At 55.5% G+C, this 19,980-nt stretch carries 17 protein-coding genes and 3 pseudogenes; 19 read left to right on the forward strand and 1 reads right to left on the reverse strand.

Going from position 1 to position 19,980, the window contains the following annotated elements; all coding sequences use genetic code 11:
* From V6C16_RS02005 to trpA, 3 genes and pseudogenes are all read left to right on the forward strand, one after another.
* Window positions 1–194, forward strand: a pseudogene (locus V6C16_RS02005) (phosphoribosylanthranilate isomerase); the annotation flags it as partial.
* On the forward strand, window positions 191–1,381 hold the full coding sequence (gene trpB, locus V6C16_RS02010) for a tryptophan synthase subunit beta (protein ID WP_333536730.1): 1,191 nt from the start codon (window positions 191–193) through the stop codon (window positions 1,379–1,381). The pseudogene V6C16_RS02005 and the gene trpB, both read left to right, overlap by 4 nt.
* A 2-nt stretch (window positions 1,382–1,383) precedes the next feature.
* Complete coding sequence (gene trpA, locus V6C16_RS02015) at window positions 1,384–2,151, forward strand: tryptophan synthase subunit alpha (protein WP_333542744.1); 768 nt, start codon at window positions 1,384–1,386, stop codon at window positions 2,149–2,151.
* 357 nt (window positions 2,152–2,508) lie between these two features.
* Here the strand turns inward: trpA and V6C16_RS02020 are convergent, their stop codons facing one another.
* Window positions 2,509–2,742: a hypothetical protein gene (locus tag V6C16_RS02020; RefSeq protein WP_333535869.1), complete on the reverse strand. Its 234-nt coding sequence runs from the start codon at window positions 2,740–2,742 to the stop codon at window positions 2,509–2,511.
* A 16-nt stretch (window positions 2,743–2,758) separates the two neighbouring features.
* On the opposite strand from V6C16_RS02020, the gene V6C16_RS02025 reads away from it, so the two are divergent.
* The 16 genes and pseudogenes from V6C16_RS02025 to V6C16_RS02100 all read left to right on the forward strand — a co-directional run.
* On the forward strand, window positions 2,759–3,034 hold the full coding sequence (locus V6C16_RS02025; RefSeq protein WP_333535870.1) for a DUF2325 domain-containing protein: 276 nt from the start codon (window positions 2,759–2,761) through the stop codon (window positions 3,032–3,034).
* Between the two features lie 822 nt (window positions 3,035–3,856).
* Window positions 3,857–6,024 (forward strand): annotated as a pseudogene (gene feoB / locus V6C16_RS02030) (ferrous iron transport protein B).
* A 341-nt stretch (window positions 6,025–6,365) separates the two neighbouring features.
* Window positions 6,366–6,830, forward strand: a complete 465-nt coding sequence (locus V6C16_RS02035) for a thermonuclease family protein (protein WP_333535871.1) — start codon at window positions 6,366–6,368, stop codon at window positions 6,828–6,830.
* 14 nt (window positions 6,831–6,844) lie between these two features.
* A complete protein-coding gene (locus tag V6C16_RS02040; protein ID WP_333535872.1) occupies window positions 6,845–7,273 on the forward strand; it encodes a hypothetical protein in 429 nt (142 codons plus the stop codon).
* A 2-nt stretch (window positions 7,274–7,275) separates the two neighbouring features.
* On the forward strand, window positions 7,276–7,806 hold the full coding sequence (locus V6C16_RS02045; RefSeq protein ID WP_333535873.1) for a 3'-5' exonuclease: 531 nt from the start codon (window positions 7,276–7,278) through the stop codon (window positions 7,804–7,806).
* A gap of 963 nt (window positions 7,807–8,769) precedes the next feature.
* Entirely contained in the window at window positions 8,770–10,830 is a 2,061-nt protein-coding gene (locus tag V6C16_RS02050) for a methyl-accepting chemotaxis protein (RefSeq protein ID WP_333535874.1), read from the forward strand.
* Between the two features lie 823 nt (window positions 10,831–11,653).
* Window positions 11,654–12,844 (forward strand): phosphoadenosine phosphosulfate reductase, encoded by a 1,191-nt coding sequence (locus tag V6C16_RS02055; protein WP_333535875.1) that lies wholly within the window; start codon window positions 11,654–11,656, stop codon window positions 12,842–12,844.
* A gap of 9 nt (window positions 12,845–12,853) precedes the next feature.
* On the forward strand, window positions 12,854–13,285 hold the full coding sequence (locus tag V6C16_RS02060) for a hypothetical protein (RefSeq protein WP_333535876.1): 432 nt from the start codon (window positions 12,854–12,856) through the stop codon (window positions 13,283–13,285).
* Window positions 13,275–13,892, forward strand: a complete 618-nt coding sequence (locus V6C16_RS02065; protein WP_333535877.1) for an IbrB-like domain-containing protein — start codon at window positions 13,275–13,277, stop codon at window positions 13,890–13,892. The genes V6C16_RS02060 and V6C16_RS02065 overlap by 11 nt, the downstream gene beginning before the upstream one ends.
* 589 nt (window positions 13,893–14,481) lie before the next feature.
* A complete protein-coding gene (gene flgB, locus V6C16_RS02070; protein WP_333535878.1) occupies window positions 14,482–14,895 on the forward strand; it encodes a flagellar basal body rod protein FlgB in 414 nt (137 codons plus the stop codon).
* Between the two features lie 163 nt (window positions 14,896–15,058).
* Window positions 15,059–15,496 carry a flagellar basal body rod protein FlgC gene (gene flgC, locus V6C16_RS02075; RefSeq protein WP_333535879.1) on the forward strand — a complete coding sequence of 146 codons (438 nt, stop codon included), beginning with the start codon at window positions 15,059–15,061 and terminating at the stop codon, window positions 15,494–15,496.
* A gap of 58 nt (window positions 15,497–15,554) precedes the next feature.
* Window positions 15,555–16,001 carry a flagellar hook-basal body complex protein FliE gene (gene fliE / locus V6C16_RS02080; protein WP_333535881.1) on the forward strand — a complete coding sequence of 149 codons (447 nt, stop codon included), beginning with the start codon at window positions 15,555–15,557 and terminating at the stop codon, window positions 15,999–16,001.
* An 800-nt stretch (window positions 16,002–16,801) separates the two neighbouring features.
* Window positions 16,802–18,445, forward strand: a complete 1,644-nt coding sequence (gene fliF, locus V6C16_RS02085) for a flagellar basal-body MS-ring/collar protein FliF (RefSeq protein WP_333535882.1) — start codon at window positions 16,802–16,804, stop codon at window positions 18,443–18,445.
* Entirely contained in the window at window positions 18,426–18,644 is a 219-nt protein-coding gene (locus tag V6C16_RS02090; RefSeq protein ID WP_333535883.1) for a flagellar M-ring protein FliF, read from the forward strand. The genes fliF and V6C16_RS02090 overlap by 20 nt, the downstream gene beginning before the upstream one ends.
* Before the next feature lie 42 nt (window positions 18,645–18,686).
* Complete coding sequence (fliG, locus tag V6C16_RS02095) at window positions 18,687–19,682, forward strand: flagellar motor switch protein FliG (RefSeq protein ID WP_333535884.1); 996 nt, start codon at window positions 18,687–18,689, stop codon at window positions 19,680–19,682.
* Between the two features lie 93 nt (window positions 19,683–19,775).
* Window positions 19,776–19,980: pseudogene (locus V6C16_RS02100) on the forward strand (FliH/SctL family protein); the annotation flags it as partial.

Raw genomic sequence — 19,980 nt, forward strand, 5'->3', positions numbered from 1 at the left:
CGTCGCCGCGCCCCTGGCTTCTGGCCGGGGGGCTGAGCGCGGAAAATGTGGGGCAGGCCCTGAGCCGGTGTTCGCCCGATGGACTGGATTTCAATTCCGGCGTGGAGGACGCGCCGGGACAGAAAAATGCGCAAAAGCTGGCGGCCGCTCTGGCGGTAGCCGCAAAACAGAAAGGCAATAGGTATTTGTCATGAAGAACAGATATTTTGGTGAGTTCGGCGGCTGCTTTGTACCCGAATTGCTCATGCCGCCGCTGATGGAAGTGGAGGCCGCCATGCGCGACATCTACCCCACGGAAGCGTTCCAGGCTGAACTGGAAGACCTTCTGCGCAATTATGCCGGTCGTGAGACGCCGTTGACCCATTGTCCCACCCTGTCGCGGGAACTGGGTTTTGACCTCTGGCTCAAGCGTGAGGACCTGCTGCATACGGGTGCGCACAAAATCAACAATACCCTGGGGCAGGCCCTGCTTGCCAGATATATGGGCAAGACGGCCCTGGTGGCCGAAACCGGGGCCGGGCAGCACGGTGTTGCCACGGCTGCTTCCGCGGCCCGTCTGGGGCTGGAATGCACCATCTATATGGGGGCGGAAGACGTGGAGCGGCAAGCTCCCAACGTCATGCGCATGAAGCTGCTCGGCGCCACCGTGCACGCGGTGGAAAGCGGCACGCGCACCCTCAAGGACGCCATTAACGAAGCCCTGCGCGCCTGGATAGGCAGCCAGAAAACAACCCATTACTGTTTTGGCACGGCTGCGGGGCCGCATCCTTTTCCGCTGCTGGTGCGCGAACTGCAAAGCGTCATAGGCCGTGAAACGCGCGCCCAGATGATGGAAAAAACCGGCCAGCTTCCTGATGCCATCGTGGCCTGCGTGGGAGGCGGATCCAATGCCATCGGCATGTTTCATCCTTTTCTCGATGATGAAAAGGTGCGCATTGTGGGCGTGGAGGCGGCAGGAACCGGCGAGCCGGGCTGCTTCAATTCCGCGCCGCTCAATCTTGGGGTTCCCGGCGTGCTGCACGGTGCGTACAGCATGCTTTTGCAGAATAATGACGGTCAGGTGGAACCTTCGCACTCCATTTCCGCCGGCCTGGATTATCCGGGCGTTGGCCCCGAGCATTCCTGGTTGCACAAGACGGGTCGCGTCCATTACGGCATGGTCAAAGACGCCAATGCGCTTGCGGCCTTTCAGCGGCTTTGCCGCGCCGAGGGCATTTTGCCCGCCCTGGAATCCTCACACGCACTGGCATGGGTGCTGGACCATCCGCATGAGTTCAAGCCCGGCCAGCAGGTGGTGGTCAACCTTTCGGGCCGAGGCGACAAGGATCTCGGTATTATCAACAAAGCCCTGGGCTTTGCCCGGGAGCAGGACGAGGTGTAGTCATGAACCTGCTTGAAGACAAGATACGCAAGGCCAATGCCGCCGGACGCCCGGCCCTTATTCCCTTTTTGACCGCAGGCTTTCCCGACGGCGCAACATTCTGGCCCACAGTGATGGAACTGGATGAAAACGGGGCCGATGTCATTGAAATAGGCGTGCCGTTTTCCGATCCCGTTGCCGACGGCCCGGTGGTGGAAGAGGCTTCGCGGCGGGCGCTCAGTGACGGGGTAAGCCTGCGTGGCATTCTTACGGAACTTGCCGAGCGCAAGGGCCTTGTCAAAGCCGGGATTGTGCTCATGGGCTATCTGAATCCCTTTTTGCAGTACGGTTACGAAAAACTGGCGCACGATGCGGCCAGAGGCGGCGTGCATGGCTTTATTGTTCCTGACCTGCCGTATGAAGAGTCCGGCCCGCTGCGCAGCGCCCTGAAAAAAGAGGGCATCGCCCTTATCCCGCTGGTGGGGCCAAATACCAGCGCCGAGCGCATGGCTCTGTACGCCGGGGAAGGCGAGGGCTACGTTTATGTGGTTTCGGTCATGGGCATTACCGGGGAAAGGGCGGACGTGGCTCCGCAGGTGGCCGATACCATGCGCCGGGCGCGTTCTGTTTTCCGTCTTCCCCTGGCCTTGGGCTTCGGCCTGCGTGAGCCGGGGCAGATCAAGGAACTGCCGCAGGACGCCAGGCCCGACGCCGTGGTTTTCGGCAGTGCGCTGCTCAAACACCTTGACGAAGGCCACAGCGCCGAAGAGTTTATGGCCCGCTGGAAATAGGGCGGATCAGCTTGGAAAAATCTGGAGCGGCTAACAGTCAGAGAAGGTTTGAGGTGAGACTGCTCTGGCGCCTGCGGGGCAAAACTCCGGCACGCGCCATATGCACCCGTCGCAGCCGCTGCCCGCGATCCCGATAAAGGCGGCAGTGCCATGCCATTGCGCGGCAAGAGCAGTTTACGAATGAAACGAGTCAACTGCTCTGCAAGGATTTTCCTGAAAATCCTTGCCACGAAATGCGAGCAGGCAGGCTTTTGCCTGCCGCAAGCAAGCATTTCAAGTGTTAAATGCTCAAATGTCGTGGGTGAGTACCGCGCAGGTTTAAGAGAGTATTGGGCGTCAAAGGGAATATGTTCTGGTTCAGGCCGCGCTGACGGCAGCAAGGTCTTCTTTCGAAAGCGGAAGAAGACCTTGTTTTTCAAAAAATAATTCATGGTATTTTGATAGGAAACAATGGGTTGGCGCAAGGTTCAAAAATAGTTGCACATCAAAAAGGGGATAGGGATAAAATTGTTCTTGACTTTGAAATTCAATTTCAATTATAAAGGAGCTACGCGATTCATCCCAACAGCGTTTGCCGCCAAGCGGCAACATGACAAGGAGCGAAAGTATGTGCGTCACCCTTATAGGCGGCATGGACAGGCTGCATAAAGATTACATAGCTGCAGCCAAGGAAAAAGGCCACTCCCTCAAATGTATCAGCCGTAACGAGCGTAATTTTATCGACAAGATCGGCAATCCTGATGCCATGATCGTTTTTACCAACAAGATTTCGCACGAAGCCAAGCGAAAGGCTGTGCAGGTAGCCCGTTCTCGCAATATTCCCTTGCAGATGGTACACTCCTGCGGCGTATCCTCATTGCGGGAATGTCTGCGCGTATCCTGAGAACATTTTTCCTTTGCGGACACACATCTCCAATATGACGTGGTGCTCTCCGCGATATTGCAAAGCGTGAACATGTTGCGGCCAGGTCTGGTTCAGGGATTTTGTTCCGGCAGATATCGGCGCAGCTTCCTGATGGGATCTTCCAGAGTATAACCTGAAAATATTCACGATCTTCGGAGCGGACATGCCAGGCTGATGACCTTGCAGGCCGTGTGCGAACGGATGTTTTTGAACCGAGCCTGCGAGTTTTATGACATGGTGAAAGAGAGCCTTGATTAAAACGTTACATCATTCATAGGGAGAGTCCTTATGACTCCAATGCATTGCCCGGCTGCCGGAAGTTTCTTCCACAGCCGGGCAAGTTTTATTATGATAAAAACTTTGTTTATAAGTAGTGAGATACAGCGTCGAAGCGCAAAAATATGTTGGCGCAGCTTGACATTTCATGGCTAACCATATAAACCCGCTAGGACTTTGGAATTCATTTTCATTTCTTTTCCAAGGGCATACAGACTTTTCTTTTAAAGGCGGCAGCACAGGCGCCCGGCCGGTCACCGGGTATGGGAAGCTCCCGGAGTCGCCATACTTTAGAATTTTCAGGACGGCTAGTATGAGCAATTTTTCCGGCACGGTCAGGGCTGATGCTCTGCAGGGGCGCTTTTGCGTTTTTTGCGGAGAGGGGAGGGCATTTCAATGAGCGAGATGAAAAATTCCGGCACTGGCGCAAACGGCCATGAGCATAACCACGGTCACGGTCATGAACACGGGCACGAAAGTGGTCATGCCCACGCGCATGGTCACGGTCATGACCACAGTCACGGCCTGCGTATTGCCTTGGCGGGCAACCCCAACTGCGGCAAGACCACGGTGTTTAACGGCTATACCGGGGCGCGTCAGCACGTGGGCAACTATCCCGGCGTTACCGTTGATAAAAAAGAAGGCCATATCATCGTGGACGGCACACACGTCACGGTGGTGGACCTGCCCGGAACCTATTCGCTGACCGCCTATTCTCAGGAAGAGCGCGTGGCCCGGCAGGAACTGGCGGGCGACAATGTGCAGGCGGTTATTGACATTGTTGATGCCTCTGCCCTTGAGCGCAACCTGCTGCTGACCGTGCAGATGCTCGAAATGGGCACGCCGCTGGTGCTCTGCTGCAACATGATGGACGAAGCGCGCGCTTCCGGGGTGCATATCGACATGGAGCGCCTGGGGACTCTTTTGGGAGTTCCCGTGCTGCCTATGGTGGCGCGTAACGGCGAGGGACTTAAAGAAGGCATGAAAGCCGCCGTTGAGCTTGCCAAAAACGGCAAGCGCCGCCGCGTATTTCTTATGGCATGGAGCTGGACGAGGCCCTGCTTGAACTTGAAAAGCGCATTACCGCCGCCGACCTGCTGACTGACCGGTATCTGCCCAGCTGGGTGGCCCTCAAGCTGCTGGAAGGCGATGAGGTCGTCATGGCCGAGGCCCGCGCGGCCGATGCCGGAACAACCGATGAGCTTACGGCCCTGTGCAGAAAAACAGCGGACCATGTGCGCGCCACGCTCAATGCCAACCTTGAGTCCCTCATTACGGATCACCGGTACGGCTACATCCGCAGCATCCTGCGCGACGGTGTTTTTCGTCAGGATCCCGGCAAGGACCGCCTGGCTCTTTCCGACAAGCTGGACAAGGTGCTCACCAACGCCCTGTTCGGCCCGCTGCTCATGATCGGCGTGCTTTACCTCATGTTTTACGTCACTTTTGAAGTGGGCGCGTATCCGCAGGGCTGGGTTGAAGACGGCTTTGCCTGGCTTGGCGAATTTTTGGGCGAAGTCATGCCCGACGGTCTGGCCCGTTCTCTTGTGGTGGACGGCATCATTGCCGGTGTGGGCGGCGTCGTCAGCTTTGTGCCGCTGATTCTTATCATGTTCGCCCTGATTTCATTTATGGAAGACAGCGGTTACATGGCCCGCGTGGCCTACATGATGGACCGCATCTTCCGCTTTTTCGGCCTGCACGGCGCTTCGGTCATGCCCTACATCATTTCCGGCGGCATTGCGGGCGGCTGCGCCATTCCCGGCGCAATGGCAACCCGCACCCTGCGCAGCCCCAAGGAAAAGCTGGCGACCCTGCTGACCCTGCCCTACATGTCCTGCGGGGCCAAGCTGCCGGTCTTTCTGCTGCTGGCGGGAACGTTCTTTCCCGATCAGGCGGCTACGGTCATGTTTCTGATCATGCTGGCCGGTTGGGTCATGGCCCTGCTGGTGGCGCGCCTGCTGCGTTCGTCCATCGTCAAGGGCGAAGCCACGCCCTTTGTTATGGAACTGCCCCCCTACCGCATGCCCACCCTGTTCAGCCTGCTGCTGCACTGCTGGGAGCGCGCCTGGATGTACCTCAAAAAGGCCGGTACGGTGCTGGTGGCCATCTCCATCATCATCTGGGCGGGCATGACATTCCCCAAGCTGCCCGAAGAAACGGCCGCACCTTTTGAGCAGAAGATCGAACAGATTGAAAGCCGGATTGCCGCCCTGGCCGAAGGGGCGGATGAACGCACCGCCCTTGAGGAAGAACTGGCTGGCGTTCGCGATGAACTGGGTGAAGAAGAGCTGGCCTATTCCGTGGCCGGCCGCCTGGGCAAGGCGGTGGAACCGGCCACAAAGCCCGTGGGTTTTGACTGGCGTACAGACATTGCCCTGCTTGCGGGCATTGCCGCCAAAGAGGCCATTGTTTCCACCCTTGGAACCGCATACGCCATAGGCGAACAGGATCCCGAAGACGCGGCTCCGCTGGCCGAAAGGCTGAAGAGCGATGCCAACTGGTCCAAGGCCACGGCTCTTTCGCTGATGCTTTTTGTGCTCATGTATTCTCCCTGCTTTGTGGCTCTTGTGGTCATCAAGCAGGAGGCAGGCAGCTGGGGCTGGCTGGTTTTCAGCGTTGTCTTCAATACGGCGGTGGCATATGCCGTGTCTACGGCGGCCTATCAGATCGGCCGGGCCGTATGGGGATAGCGTACTATAAAACGCATGCCCGCTTGTGACGGGGTGTGTCCACAGACCGATGCATGCCCGTGCCGCGCCTTGACAAAAGGTTTGCGGCACGGGCATTCTTCAGTTCTGTTGGCGCATTTGATTTTGAGAACTGACTCTCAATAATGGCATGACGCCCGCTTCGCCGCCGCGCAGCGCGAAATACCCGCATTTACGCCTTTGTGGCGCGCTGCACCTTCGTGCAGCGTTAGAGCATTTACACTTGTTCAAAGTTAAAATGCTCTAACCGTTACGACAGGCAAGACCCCGGTTTCGGGCTTTGTTTCTGCATTGGGGTGTAAACGATGTTTCGGACATTCTGTTTGTGTCTGGCATGTTGCCTTGTGTGGGCCGCTTGTCCGGCTTTTGCCGGTGAGGCGTGGGTGGTGCGCGTCGAAGACGGCAATACCATTTCTGTCAGCAGTAAGCGCAACAGTGATGAAGACCTTACCGTGCTGCGTTTTTACGGCATAGACGCCCCGTCGCTGAGCCAGCCTTTCGGGGCCGAAGCGTTGCAGCGTCTGGCCCAGATTATGCCGCGCGGCACAAAGGTGACATTTGATCCCGTTGGCAGAAGTGAATCGGGTACGGTGAGCGCTCTTGTGCAGGTTGGCGGCGCATCAGTCAACTACCAACTGGTTGTGGAGGGCCTGGCCTGGGTTGACAGGCAGACATGCAGGGCTATCTTCTGCCGTCGCTGGATGATCCAGGAACATGAGGCCGTTGTAAACAAACGGGGCATATGGGGGCTGAATATCGGCACTCCGCCCTGGCAGTGGGGCAGATAAAAAGGGGAACGCATATGAATGTTGTCGGCTCGCAGGAACTGCATGAATTTCTGGATGGCTGGAAAACCGATCCGCAGAACGCCAAGGCTGCCTTTGTGGCCTATATGGACTTTCTGGCCGCGCACAGCGGCATGAGCTTTACTTTCAAGGGGCGCCCCGGCGTCAGCTATTCCCTGCGGGCCAGACATGCGGCCCAGACCAGGCGCGAGCTTTTCGTTCTGGTTGATGTGGTGGACGATGAGCCGGATAACCGTTGGCTTTCCGTCTGCTTTTATAACGATATGGTTACCGATGCCGAAGACCTGGGCGACTTTGTTCCTGACGGGCTGATGAATGAAGACGCCCGTTGCTTCAATCTTGAAAGCGACGATGACCGCATGCGCGATTATATCATGGCGCGCCTTGGTGAAGCTGCGCATAATGCCGCAAATAACGTGGAGTAACCTTGTCTGACGTTTTTGGCCCGCCCTGCGTGGCTATAGATTTTGAAACATCCGGCTTTGCGGCCCACAGCGCTTGCGCTGTGGGCCTTGCACGCATTGAAGACGGCCATGTTGCGGAGCAGTTCTACAGTCTTGTCCGGCCGCCTTCATCGCGGGTGCTTTTTACGGAGATTCATGGCCTGACCTGGCCCATGCTCAAAAATGCTCCGACCTTCGGCGATGTCTGGCCCCAGATGGAAGCCTTCATGAAAGGGGCAGAGGTGCTGCTGGCGCACAATGCCTCTTTTGACCGGCGCGTGCTGCTGGCCTGCTGCCGGGAAGCGGGGGCGGATGCGTCGGGGCGGCACTTTCTTTGTACGCTCAAGGGCGCGCGCCGCAGTCTGCCTTTACCCTCCAAAAAGCTGAATCATGTGTGCGGACATTTCGGCATAGCTCTGGATCATCATCATGCGGGGTCTGATGCCACGGCCTGCGCGGAGGTTTATCTGCATTTGCGGGCCTTGGGCGTTACCGACAGCCAGATGCGCATCTAGAGCAGATTAACTTTGAGAATGTACATTCTCAAAGTTTAAGGCACGCTCACTTCGGCGTTTAATCGCGCAGATAAACTGCGCTTACGCCTCCGTAGCGAACGTCTGCTCACGCAGCCGCCAGAGCAATTTCAAAGTGAAATTGCTCTAGAGCAGATTAACGTTGAAATGCTTCACATTTCAAAGCTTTCATTCAGCCGGAAAATGCGGTTTTCGGCTGAATCCGCGCCACATTGTAGCGCGTTGCACTTTCGTGCAGCGTTAGAGCATTTACACTTGTTCAAAGTTAAAATGCTCCAGAGGTAGAAACATGCCGGGCTTGAGCATGTGCATGCTCAAGCCGTTACGACGACCGCCACGGCCCTGAACCTCCTCAATAAATAGTGCCCTGCTTGCCACGCAAGCAGGGCAGCCTGTTTTTGTGCTTTAGAGCAATTTCACTTTGAAATTGCTCTGGCGGCTGCGTGAGCAGTCGCCCGCCGCAAAGGTGCAAGCGCAATTTACTTGCGCGGTTAAGCATCGAAGCGAGCGTGACTTAAACTTTGAGAATGTACATTCTCAAAGTTAATCTGCTCTAAGAAAAACTGTAATTATTAATTATTATATATTAATTATTGTGTATGTAGCGTGGTGTTTAAAATGCCAATCTATTTTTTTATAAAAATGATGAAATAAAGCGTGAATAATCAAAAGCACTGAAGTAAGTGTGATTTTTTTCTTTTATAAGCCAATCTATCAGGATAGGTTGTCATTGCTGTAATTTACAATACTTGAAATGAGTGCATTATTCATTCATACTTATGATACAAAATCCATATTTTTTCAAAAAAGTGTCGATAAATACAATAACGACATTCATGACGCTCTTGCTTTGCCACATGGCTTTTCAGCGTACCTTGCCGGTATTTTCCATGCCCGGTATCCTGAAAAATCAGGCAAGAGGTTTTCAAGGAAAGAGAGGGGAGTATGAAATTACATTTGTTGCCCAAAATGCTGCTGCTGATCCTGCTGCCGACGCTGATGGGCCTCTGCGCCGTAACCTGGTTCAGCTATACGCGCGCGGAAAGGGCCTTGGCCGTACAGATAGCCGAAGAGCTTGGCGCCGTGACCCAGACCCAGGCCGGTCAGCTTGGCAATATGGGTGAGCTGCTGCACAAGGTGCTGGATAATGCCGGGCATACGTCCCGCATAAGCAATTTTCTCAAGGCCGATTCCGATTGGGAGAGGGATGCCCTGCGGCCCGCCATGCAGGCAAGCCTGAAAAGCATTGCCGATGATTTTCCCTTGCTCACAGCCGTGGGCCTGCTTTCACCCGAAGGCGTGGTTGTGGGACACAGCAATCCTGCGGGGATCAACACCAACCTTTCTGAGCGTCCGTATTTCAAGGCGGCCATGCAGGGCAAAAGCAGCGTGCTGAATGCGCGCAGCAAGGTTTCCGGCGCGGTCACCACGGTTATGGCTTCACCGGTCATCAATGAAGGCAAGGTGCTTGGGGTGGTGTACGGCACGGTTGATCTCACGGTGTTCAGTGCTGAAACCGTGGATACCGTCAAACTGGGGCGAACCGGAACAAGTTTTGTTTATGACGGCAGCGGCCTGCTGCTCATGCATCCCAACAAGGACTATATCGGCGACGAAGACGGCAACCTGGAATGGGTCCGGCGTATACTGCAAGAGCGTAACGGCAGCCTGTCCTACACCTGGGATGGAAAGGAAAAACTGGCGTATTTTCAGGAAATTCCCGAAATGAACTGGTTTGTGGTGCTGAGTATGGAGCGCAGCGAAATTCTCGCGCCCGCCGCCGTGCTGCTGCGCGGCAATCTGCTGCTGATGTCCGGTATTATTTTGATCGTGGGCCTGATCGTTTTTGTTGTGGCACGGGGCATCACCACGGCTTTGAAAAACGAAGAAGCTTTTGTGGGCCGTGTGGCTGGCGGGCAGTTTGACATGAGCGACCAGCAAAGGGCTGTTCATGAAAAATGCGCTGCCCGTACGGACGAAATCGGGGGATTGTCCAGAGGTGTGGGAATCATGACGGAAAATCTCAAAAAGTTCCTGGCAGAAAGCGAACAAAAGGCGCAGGAAGCCCAAAAAGCCACTGAAGAGGCTCGTCAGGCCATGCACGAGGCAGAAGAAGCCCGTGCCGCCGCCGAAGGCGCCAGACGTGACGGCATGCTGGCGGCGGCGGGGCAACTGGAAGAAGTGGCCGCCGTGCTTTCTTCGGCTTCTACCGAGCTTTCGGCCCAGATAGAGCAGTCTGACCGCGGCGCGGCAGAGTCTGCCCAGCGCTTGTCCGAAGCCGCTACTGCCATGAACGAAATGAATGCCACAGTGCAGGAGGTGGCCCGTAACGCCGGTGCTGCTTCCAGCGCCTCGGCGGAAACCAGAGAAAAAGCGCAGCACGGCTCCAATATCGTTGCGCAGTCGTTGCGCAGCATTGAAGGCGTGCGTCAGATTTCCGGGCAACTCAGGGAAGACATGGGGCAGCTTAACGAACACGCCCGCGATATTACACGGATTATGGGTGTGATTTCGGACATTGCCGACCAGACCAACCTGTTGGCCCTGAATGCCGCCATTGAAGCCGCCCGCGCGGGAGATGCCGGGCGCGGTTTTGCCGTGGTGGCGGATGAGGTGCGCAAGCTGGCGGAAAAGACAATGGCTTCCACTATGGACGTGAGCAACGCCATCAAGGCCATTCAGCAAAGTACGGAAAAGAGTACGGCCAGTGCTGAAAGCGCCATGGAGGAGATCAGCCGGGCAACGGATCTGGCCGGCCTGTCCGGTCAGGCCCTTCAGGAAATCGTGGCGACCGTGGATGCCACAGCGGATCAGGTACACGCCATTGCCACGGCCAGCGAGGAACAGTCTGCCGCCAGCGAGGAGATTAACCTCTCCATCGTTCAGGTGAACGACATGTCGCGGCAGACCGCAGATGCCATGCAGGAGGCCGCCAGGGCCGTATCCGACCTGGCTGCCCAGGCCCAGAACCTCAATACGCTGATCCAGAATATGAAGCGGGCATAGCGCCTGAAATCCTGGCGTGCAGACGGACGGACAGCTTCCGTCTGCACGCCCCCCGGGCGAGGCCGTTACGCGCCAGCATCGCTCGCTTCTCGCTTTCTTCCGCCGGGGCAAGGCCCGCTTGCCCGACCTTTCGCACACGGTTTCACCAACTGCCCAGATTAGAGCATTTAACACTTGAAATGCTCGCTTACGGCAGGCAAAGCCTGCCTTCTCGCATTTCGTGGCAAGGATTTTCAAGAAAATCATTGCAGAGCAGTTAACTCATTTCATTCGTTAACTGCTCTGGAGCGGATTAACTTTGAGAATGCCCATTCTCAAAGTTTACTTCGGCGCTTAACCGCGCAAATAAATCGCGCTTACGCCTTCACTGCGGACCTGCTCACGTAATTTCAAAGTGAAGATGCTCTGAGCCAGAAAACATTCCCGGCGGCTCGCCGTAACGTGGAAACATTTTCTTTTTCGCCACAAAAAGCATTCACAAAACACGGCATGCCGCTGATTCAGGAAAACGCCGGATGCTCCACAGGAATACCCTGTGACGCATGCTGCGCTTGTTTCTGGCGATCGTGTGTTTTTTTCTGGTCATTGCTGTAGCCAATGACTGCATGTCTTGTGTATGTGTGGGATGTGATAGAAAAAAATTGTGCTTGATTATTTGACTACCGGGTAAAAGCGTTGTTAGCATACTGCAAGAAACGGAATAAATAGTATTCTTCATGTTTTTTTATATGGCATCAGATTTAATGCCGGTATGAACTGGAGCGTCTATGAGTATTATGTGCTTAAATATGTTTTATTACGGCAACATGGAAGTTTTTTTATTATGAAAAAACAATATCGTAATATCGATGTATTCACCGCTGCCATCCAGAGAATCGAAGCGATATTTGACAATTTTGAGCGGGTGTATGTGTCTTTTTCCGGGGGCAAAGACTCGGGCTGCCTTGTCCATCTGGCGCTGGAGGTGGCACGCAGAAAAAAAAGGCTTCCGCTCGACGTTCTGCATATAGATCTTGAAGCCTGGTACGCGCACACTGCCGACTTTGTCGCCAGAATCATGACCCGGCCGGAAATCAGGCCCCACTGGATCTGCCTGCCCATGCACCTGCGCAATGCCGTAAGCCAGACCCAGCCGCACTGGCTCTGCTGGGACCCCGAAGCCCGTGCGGGTTGGATACGCGAACTTCCCCGGCTTCCGGGAGTTATCAGCGATGAAAATCATTTTTCATGGTTCCGGCGCGGGATGGAGTTTGAAGAATTTGTGCCTTTGTTCGGCCGGCATTTTTCCCAGGGGAAAGATTGCGCCTGCCTTGTGGGCATTCGCAGTGATGAAAGCCTGAACCGTTATCGCACCATCAAGTCGTGGACAAAACGGCGCTGGAACCGCCAGGGCTGGACGACGGTTTCCGGAGCCGGACTTGTCAACGCCTACCCCATATATGACTGGCGGGCCGAAGATATCTGGACGGCCCACGGGCGGATGCGGTGGGACTATAATCGTGTGTACGACCTGATGCATATGGCGGGGCTGAGCCTTGCGCAAATGCGCCTCTGCCAGCCGTTTGGCGATGACCAGCGAAAGAGCCTCTGGCTTTTCAAGATTCTGGAGCCGGAGACATGGGCGCGGCTTGTCAGCCGGGTGCAGGGGGCGAACTTCGGAAACCGTCACGCCGCAACATCCGGCAATGTGATGGGCAACTATCACATAAGTCTTCCGGAAGGCCATACGTGGCAAAGCTATTGTGAGTTTCTCCTGTCCTCCATGCCTGAAAGCACGGCTGATCATTACCGCAATAAAATCCGCATTTTTACGCGCTGGTGGCGCGATCACGGGGTTGCGCCTATCCCGGATGAGGCGGAGCCGCGCCTGGAGTCCGCCCGTAAAGCCCCGAGTTGGCGGCGGGTATGCAAGGTTCTTTTAAAAAATGACTACTGGTGCAAAGGGCTGTCGTTCAGCCAGACAAAAAAGGAAATGGAAAAGCAGCTGAAATGGGTGTTGCGCCTGGTGAAGTAGGGAGCTGTTATGCACATTGAAAAGTTTGTCCATAAAAGTAACCCAGAAGACAATGCGCAATTATTCAGTTTGATAGGAGAGTTCTGCGCGTGCGCCGCCACAAGGGATGCCCTGGGCTGCATGATTTCAAGCCGTCCCGGGCAGGTGTGGTATGTGGCGACAGAGCGGCATGAGGTTCACGCCTTCGGCTCCATACGGGTCCAGGGCAAGAAAGGTCTGCTGCGCCATTTGTACAGCCCGGTTGATGACGACATGCTCCGGGAAACAGTCTTGCGCCACTGCATCGAGCACGCGCGGCGTCATCATGCCCGGTCCGTATGGCTTACGGATTACATCTCTCTGGAATCGCGCTATGCGCCTCTGGGTTTTATGCCGCACGGAAACCTCAGGGGCCGGTTTATACAATATGTTTTATGGTTAGAGGAGCCCAATGAATCTTGAGCAATGTATCGATACTCTGGAAGGCGCGCTGCAGGCCGATGGCCGCGGCTTTGATCAACGGGTGGCAATATACAATCGTCTTGTGGATATGGCCGCCCGCTATCTGGATATGCCCCATCCGGCCGCGCGTCCCCAGTTGGTGCGCGTGGAAAAGGTGAAAGGCAACGACTATAACCCCAATAAAGTCGCGCCGCCTGAGATGCGGCTGTTGCGTTTGTCTATGGCAAAAGACGGGCAGACCACGCCGGTGGTTGTTGCCAGAGCCGACAAGGGCGCGTTTCAGATTGTGGACGGATTTCACCGCAGGAGCGTCGCAAAAAATGCGCCTGAAGTTCACGAGGCCCTTTCGGGCCACCTTTTCATTGTTGAGCTGGATAAGCCTCTTGAGGACAGAATCACGTCCACGGTGCGGCATAATATGGCTCGGGGAGCGCACAAGGTCGAGCTGACGGCCAAGCTGGTAGCCGCCCTGAAAGGCTATAACTGGAGCAGTGAGCGTATTGGCCGCGAATTGGGCATGGACCCTGACGAGGTTTTGCGGCTCAGGCAAATGACGGGGCTGGCCGAAGCTTTCGCAGACAGGGAATTTTCCAGGGCCTGGGACTAGATCAGATTAACTTTGAGAATATACATTCTCAAAGTTTAAGGCACGCTCACTTCGGCGTTTAACCGCGCAGATAAACTGCGCTTACGCCTCCGTAGCGAACGTCTGCTCACGCAGCCGTCCGAGCAATTTAAAAGTTAAATTGCTCTAGCCGCGTTCCCGGCATGAGTTTGGACCGCAAGAATGTGGGCAAGCAGGCTTCTCATTGCCTTTCTGCCGTTTGCGTTGTCCAGGCCGTGCGAAAGCCTGCGCGTATCCCGGATGCCCTTGCGGGATTTACGCATGTTCTGAGGCTCTTTGGCGGTCCTGTTTGCTCCGGCAGGAAGGATTTTGGCTTTTTGGATTGAACAGAGGGCCATAAGCTACTGGAATATTGCCGCAGGCTTGTGAGATGGTTTGAAGAGAGAGCCGATCGAGGCCTGCTTTTTCCGGTCCTGGGTTCGTCACGTCAATAAAGTGGCGAAACCCGGGACCGTTATTTTTGAGGCCGTAATTTTGTTGGTTAATGTACTGTTTTTATTGTTTAATATATGTTTGGAACAAATGTTGCTTTATGCCTGCCAAGCAGCCCAGAAGGACTGCGGGAGGATCTATGAAAAGTTTGTTCAGCAGCCAGATCGGCCTTGTGGGTACGGTCATGAACATGCAGCTTGAACGGCAAAACGTCATTGCCGGCAACCTGGCGAACATCGACACCCCCAATTACAAACCGCGTGAACTGAGCTTTGAAAAAGAGCTTCAGACGGCCCTCGGGCAGGATATGGAAGGGCAGATGAGCCGTACCAGCGCGGAACACATACCTTCGGCCTTTGATGCCTCAAGCTTCAGGCCAGAATGGTCAGAGGCGTTCAAGCCCCGGCTCATCCACGGCGAAGACCGGGTGAATCTTGATAAGGAAATGGCCAAGCACTCCAAGAACCAGTTGCAGTTCACGGCGTTGGCCCAGGTTCTTACCAAAACATTTGAAGGTATGCATACGGTCATACAAGACGGCAAGCAGGCATAGCCCGTTTGCCGCCGCAAGAGCATTTTGCCTTTGTCTGCGTTGGATCGTGCCTTGTCCGGCATACGCGACGCCAGTTTTTCAAGGCAGAAGGCCCGCCGCACGGCGCAGCATTTTACGTGACAGGCCCGGCGGCACAGCAGTGATTTGAGATCAGGAGAGCGCCATGGATTTCATGACAGCATTTGACATAAGCGCATCGGGGCTTGCAGCCGACCGCACGCGCATCAATACCATATCCATGAACCTGGCTAATGCCAAAACTACACGCACCCCTATGGGCGGGCCTTACCGCCGGCGCAGCGTGGTACAGCAGACGGCCGACCTGGATGATCCTTTTTCCGTTCATATGCGTTCGGCACTTGACCGCGCGGTCAAGGGGGTGCGCGTCATGGCCGTGACTATGGATAACCGCCCCTTCAAGCGCGTGTACGAACCGGGCAATCCCGATGCCAACGCCGAGGGCTATGTGCTGTATCCTGACATAAACGTGGTGGAAGAAATGGCAAACCTCATGACGGCGCAGCGCAACTTTGAGGCCAACGTCACCACCGTTGATGCCGTTAAGGGCATGTATATCAAGGCCCTTGAGATCGGAAAATAAGACTTTCACCGTCCCCGTATGACAGGGCGGAGCCGCTGAGACAATTCAGGAGAAGGCCATGAGCATACAAGCAGTGGGCATGCGCGCGTACAGTGAGGCCATGCAGCATTTCAACAGGGTAGAAGGCAGCCTGCAGCAGGGTTCGTCTGTCAGCGGCAAAACCCTTTTTTCCCGCACCCTGGATCAAAGCCTTGCTCGCAGCAAGGTGGACACCGGCGAAAATTTCGGCGCCCAGGTGGATATGGTGCAGTTTCCCGGCAAGACGCACACCCCGGTTACGCCTGAAAACAGCTTTACCGGAACACTCAAGGATTCGCTGAACAAGGTAAACCAGCTGCAGGGCGTCAAGAATGAGGCCATCAACGAATTTGCCTCAGGCCGTACCCAGAACGTGCAGGAACTCATGATCACCATGCAGAAGTCCAGCCTTGCCATGAAGCTGACCACCGCCGTCCGCGGCAAGGTGCTGGAGGCATACAAAGAAATTTCCAAGATGCAGTTCTAGAGCAATTTCACTTTGAAATTGCTCTGGCGGCTGCGTGGGCAGTCGCCCGCCGCGAAGGCGTAAGCGCAATTTATTTGCGCGGTTAAACGCCGAAGCGAGCGTGTCTTAAACTTTGAAAATGTACATTTTCAAAGTTAATCTGCTCTAGACAGTGTCGTCACGAGCGCCTTTCCCGGTATCTCTGCGTCGAACTTCGCCTTTTATTCCGGTCGAGTACCATAAGAGTACACTCCCTGCATAAAAGGCTCGTTCTCCTTGATATACCAAGGAAATTCATCTCGTGACGACACTGTCTAGAGCATTTAACACTTGAAATGCTTGCTTACGGCAGGCAAAAGCCTGCCTACTCGCATTTCGTGGCAAGGATTTTCAAGAAAATCCTTGCAGAGCAGTTGACTCGTTTCATTCGTAAACTGCTCTAGAGCATATTAACTTTGAAATACTTCACATTTCAAAGTTTTCATTCAGCCGAAAAATGTGGTTTCCAGCAGAATCCGCGCCATGTTATGGAGCATTGCACTTTCGTGCAGCGTTAGAACATTTACACTTTTCCAAAGCTAACATGCTCTAGAATATGATTTTTTTCCCAGACTCCTGAACAGCCTCCCCCTGCATGCTTTGCCGTGCAGGGGGAGACTGCTTTTGAGGCGTCATAAATTTGAATTTCAGGTACTTACAAAATAGGATTGAAAATATATCCTGTTATTACAATATAATACATTTAGGCATGAATGTTGCTACCGCAAGGCAAGCCCGGCCTTGTGCCGGAAAACCGGCGCCAGAGCGCACAGGAGCGGATCATGCCTGCATTCATCCAACAGTTTGTCAATTCGTTCAAAGCAGTATGGGCAAAGATGAGCCAGCTGCAACGCATGGCCGCCGCAGGCGGGGCCGTGGCTCTGCTGGCTGCCATTATCGGCCTTTCCATATGGATGGGGCGCCCCGAATACCGCGTTCTGTATTCCAATCTTGGTCCTGAAGACGCCAGCGTGGTGGTCAAGGCCCTGCAGGCCGACAAGGTTGTCTACCGCATTGCTGATAACGGGGCCACCATCATGGTTCCGCAGGAAGTGGTGTACGACCAGCGCATCAAGATCGCGGGCGAAGGCGGTCTGGTGGGGCAGGGCATCGGCTTTGAAATTTTTGACAAGGTCAAGGTCGGCCAGACCGACTTTGTGCAGAAAATAAACTATACCCGCGCCCTCCAGGGTGAACTGGCCCGCACCATCAGCGAATTCCCCAGTGTGGAAAGCGCGCGCGTGCATCTGGTCATTCCCCGCCGCAGTCTTTTTGTCGAAGAACGCCAGTCGCCTTCGGCCTCGGTGGTGCTCAAGCTCATTCGTCCCAACATCAAGGTTGACCAGAAAGAAATCAACGCCATCCTCAATATGATGCTCATGTCTGTGGAAGGGCTGGACAGGGGGCATGTTTCCATTACCGATACCAGCGGCAAGGTGCTGTACCAGCCGGAAGAAGACAGCCTGGCGGGCATTACCACCACGCAGATGGAATACCGCCAGACCGTGCAGCGCAATCTTGAGCGCCGCATCGAGGAAATGCTCCAGCCCCTTTTCGGCCCCGGCCGCGTCATCGCCAAAGTTAACGCCGACATGGACTTCAGCCAGAAGACCATACGCCGCGAGCTGTTCGATCCTGAAAGAACCGCTGTGCGCAGTGAATATCGTCAGGAAGAAAGCCAGCAGGGCCGCGCCAACCTTGAGGCCGGATCGCCGGACGTGAATTTTCGCGGCGACGGCATTACCGGTTCTGTATCCGACCAGAGCGGAACCCGCGAATCCCGCACCACCAATTATGAAATCAACAAAGAAGAACAGCAGATCGTGTCCAACGTGGGAGAATTGCGCCGCCTGACGGTTGCAGTCCTCATTGATGGCACGTATGTAAAGACCGATGGCGCGTGGACGTTTATGCCGCGCAAGAGCGAAGAGCTTGAACAGGTGCGCCAGCTTGTTCATAATGCCGTGGGGCTGGATGCGGGCCGGGGAGACGCGCTGGAGGTAAGTTCCGCGCCCTTTACGGACTCCGAGCCGCCCAGGGATCCCAATTTTGCCGACATGCTGGCCGATTATGCCGAACGTCTGGGCAAGCCCCTGCTCAACGCTCTGCTGGCCTTTTTATTCCTGATGCTTATAGTGCGGCCCGTGGTGCTGGCCCTTATCCGGCCCAAGGTGGAGGCCGGTGAAATGGTGGAAGGGCTGGAAGGCCTGCCCGCCGCCGAAGAGCAGCTTGCCCTGTACGAGGCGCTGGAAGAAGCTGCCCGCACAGAGGACGACGCGCCGCAGGAAGACGATGAGGACGGTCTGGTGTTCAAGGACATTGAAGCCCTGAAAGCGCACATCTTCACCCTGTCCGACAACCATATGGAACAGGTGGTTACATTGGTGCGCGGTTGGATGAAGAACGATGAAGCAGTTAAAGCCTAGCCCCCCGCGAGCGGGCCTTTCCGCAGGGCAGGGCGGCGGTTTGACGCCGGCCCTGGCGCAGCTTAAAGCTCTGCGTCTGGCGCAGAGGGAAACCAATCAGCGGGTGGAAGAACTGAAGTTGCGGCTGGTTCGCATTACCGAGCAGCATATGGATCAGGCCGTGCGGCTTATCAAGCGCTGGCTTTCTGACAAGGATTAAAACCCCTCAGCGCCCTCGGGGGCGGGGTGAAGGAGCATAAGGATGGAGTTGACCGGCAAACAGCGCATCGCCGTGCTGCTGCTCGCCATGGGCGACAAATTCACGGCTGACGTGTTCAAGCGCATGGACAGGCAGGAAATAGCCGAGATCTCCAAAGCCATTGTGGAGTTGGAACCCGTGCCGCGCGAAGTGGTGGAAGAAGTGCTGCGCGATTTTCACGAGTCTCTGGTGGAAGGGGTGGACATGATCGCGGGCGGCAGCGACACGCTCAAACGCCTGCTGGTCAAAAATCTCGACCCTGAAACTGCCAAATACATTATGGACTCGCTCAGCCTGGAAACAGGCCCTGCGCCCTTCCGTGAGCTTGAGCAGGTTAGCCCCCGTCTTCTTTCGCAGATTTTGCGCAATGAACACCCGCAGACCCTGGCGCTCATTCTCGGCCATCTGCACCCCGATCAGGCTGCCAATTTATTGACAAGCCTGCCCGCAGGCGTGCGCGCCGAGGTGCTCATGCGCCTGGCCCGGCTTGAAGCCGTGCCGGAAGACATGCTTATGGAAGTGGACAAGGTGCTCACAAGCCAGCTTATCGCCATGGGCGGCAAAGAAGGCAAGAAGGTGGGCGGCGTCCAGTCCGTGGCTGAAATTCTCAATGCCGTGGACCGTGCCACCGAAGAGGAAGTGCTGTCTGAAATTGAGGAAGATTCCGCCCAGATGGCCGAAGATATCCGCAACCTCATGTTTGTCTTTGAAGACTGCAAAAACATTGACGACAGGGGTGTGCGCGAGATGCTCAAGGAAATTTCCAATGAGGATCTTACCCTGGCGCTGCGCGGCTCTACCGACGATCTCAAGGAAAAGTTCTTCAAAAACATGTCCGAGCGCGCGGGCAACATGATTCGCGAAGAACTGGAATATATGGGACCGACCAAGCTTTCAGATGTGGAGGCTGCACAGCAGAACATCGTAAAGGTTGTGCGCCGCCTTGAGGCGGAAAACAAGCTTGTTATCAGCAGGGGCGCTGGCGAGGTCTTTGTCTAGGGGCTGAGACAAACGGTCTTGCCCCAGGCAGCAGCCTTGTCCGGCAGCGGGCTTTGAGGGCTGCCGCCGAAAAATTCTAACCCGGAAAACGTCATGGCGTCAGATCAGTTGCGCAAAAAATGGGGAACTGTCTTCATGGGCGAGCGCGAAGCCACCGTGGAGCAGCTTGACGCCATGCAGGAACCCCTGCGCCGTGAGCGCGCGCAACAGCAGGAGCAGGAAGACTATTTCGCGCGGGTGCGGGCCAAGGCCGAAGAGCGTGCGCGTGAAATACTGGGAGCAGCCTACGCCGAGCGCC

Source organism: Desulfovibrio sp. 1188_IL3213 (assembly GCF_036763145.1).
GTDB lineage: Bacteria > Desulfobacterota > Desulfovibrionia > Desulfovibrionales > Desulfovibrionaceae > Desulfovibrio.

What these genes read in the sequence shown, in the direction of transcription:
- trpB (WP_333536730.1), top strand. Translation starts at nt 191, where the DNA reads ATGAAGAACAGATATTTTGGTGAGTTCGGCGGCTGCTTTGTACCCGAA.
- trpA (WP_333542744.1), top strand. Translation starts at nt 1,384, where the DNA reads ATGAACCTGCTTGAAGACAAGATACGCAAGGCCAATGCCGCCGGACGC.
- V6C16_RS02020 (WP_333535869.1), bottom strand. Translation starts at nt 2,742, where the DNA reads ATGTTGCCGCTTGGCGGCAAACGCTGTTGGGATGAATCGCGTAGCTCC.
- V6C16_RS02025 (WP_333535870.1), top strand. Translation starts at nt 2,759, where the DNA reads ATGTGCGTCACCCTTATAGGCGGCATGGACAGGCTGCATAAAGATTAC.
- V6C16_RS02040 (WP_333535872.1), top strand. Translation starts at nt 6,845, where the DNA reads ATGAATGTTGTCGGCTCGCAGGAACTGCATGAATTTCTGGATGGCTGG.
- V6C16_RS02050 (WP_333535874.1), top strand. Translation starts at nt 8,770, where the DNA reads ATGAAATTACATTTGTTGCCCAAAATGCTGCTGCTGATCCTGCTGCCG.
- V6C16_RS02055 (WP_333535875.1), top strand. Translation starts at nt 11,654, where the DNA reads ATGAAAAAACAATATCGTAATATCGATGTATTCACCGCTGCCATCCAG.
- V6C16_RS02060 (WP_333535876.1), top strand. Translation starts at nt 12,854, where the DNA reads ATGCACATTGAAAAGTTTGTCCATAAAAGTAACCCAGAAGACAATGCG.
- V6C16_RS02065 (WP_333535877.1), top strand. Translation starts at nt 13,275, where the DNA reads ATGAATCTTGAGCAATGTATCGATACTCTGGAAGGCGCGCTGCAGGCC.
- flgB (WP_333535878.1), top strand. Translation starts at nt 14,482, where the DNA reads ATGAAAAGTTTGTTCAGCAGCCAGATCGGCCTTGTGGGTACGGTCATG.
- flgC (WP_333535879.1), top strand. Translation starts at nt 15,059, where the DNA reads ATGGATTTCATGACAGCATTTGACATAAGCGCATCGGGGCTTGCAGCC.
- fliE (WP_333535881.1), top strand. Translation starts at nt 15,555, where the DNA reads ATGAGCATACAAGCAGTGGGCATGCGCGCGTACAGTGAGGCCATGCAG.
- fliF (WP_333535882.1), top strand. Translation starts at nt 16,802, where the DNA reads ATGCCTGCATTCATCCAACAGTTTGTCAATTCGTTCAAAGCAGTATGG.
- V6C16_RS02090 (WP_333535883.1), top strand. Translation starts at nt 18,426, where the DNA reads ATGAAGCAGTTAAAGCCTAGCCCCCCGCGAGCGGGCCTTTCCGCAGGG.
- fliG (WP_333535884.1), top strand. Translation starts at nt 18,687, where the DNA reads ATGGAGTTGACCGGCAAACAGCGCATCGCCGTGCTGCTGCTCGCCATG.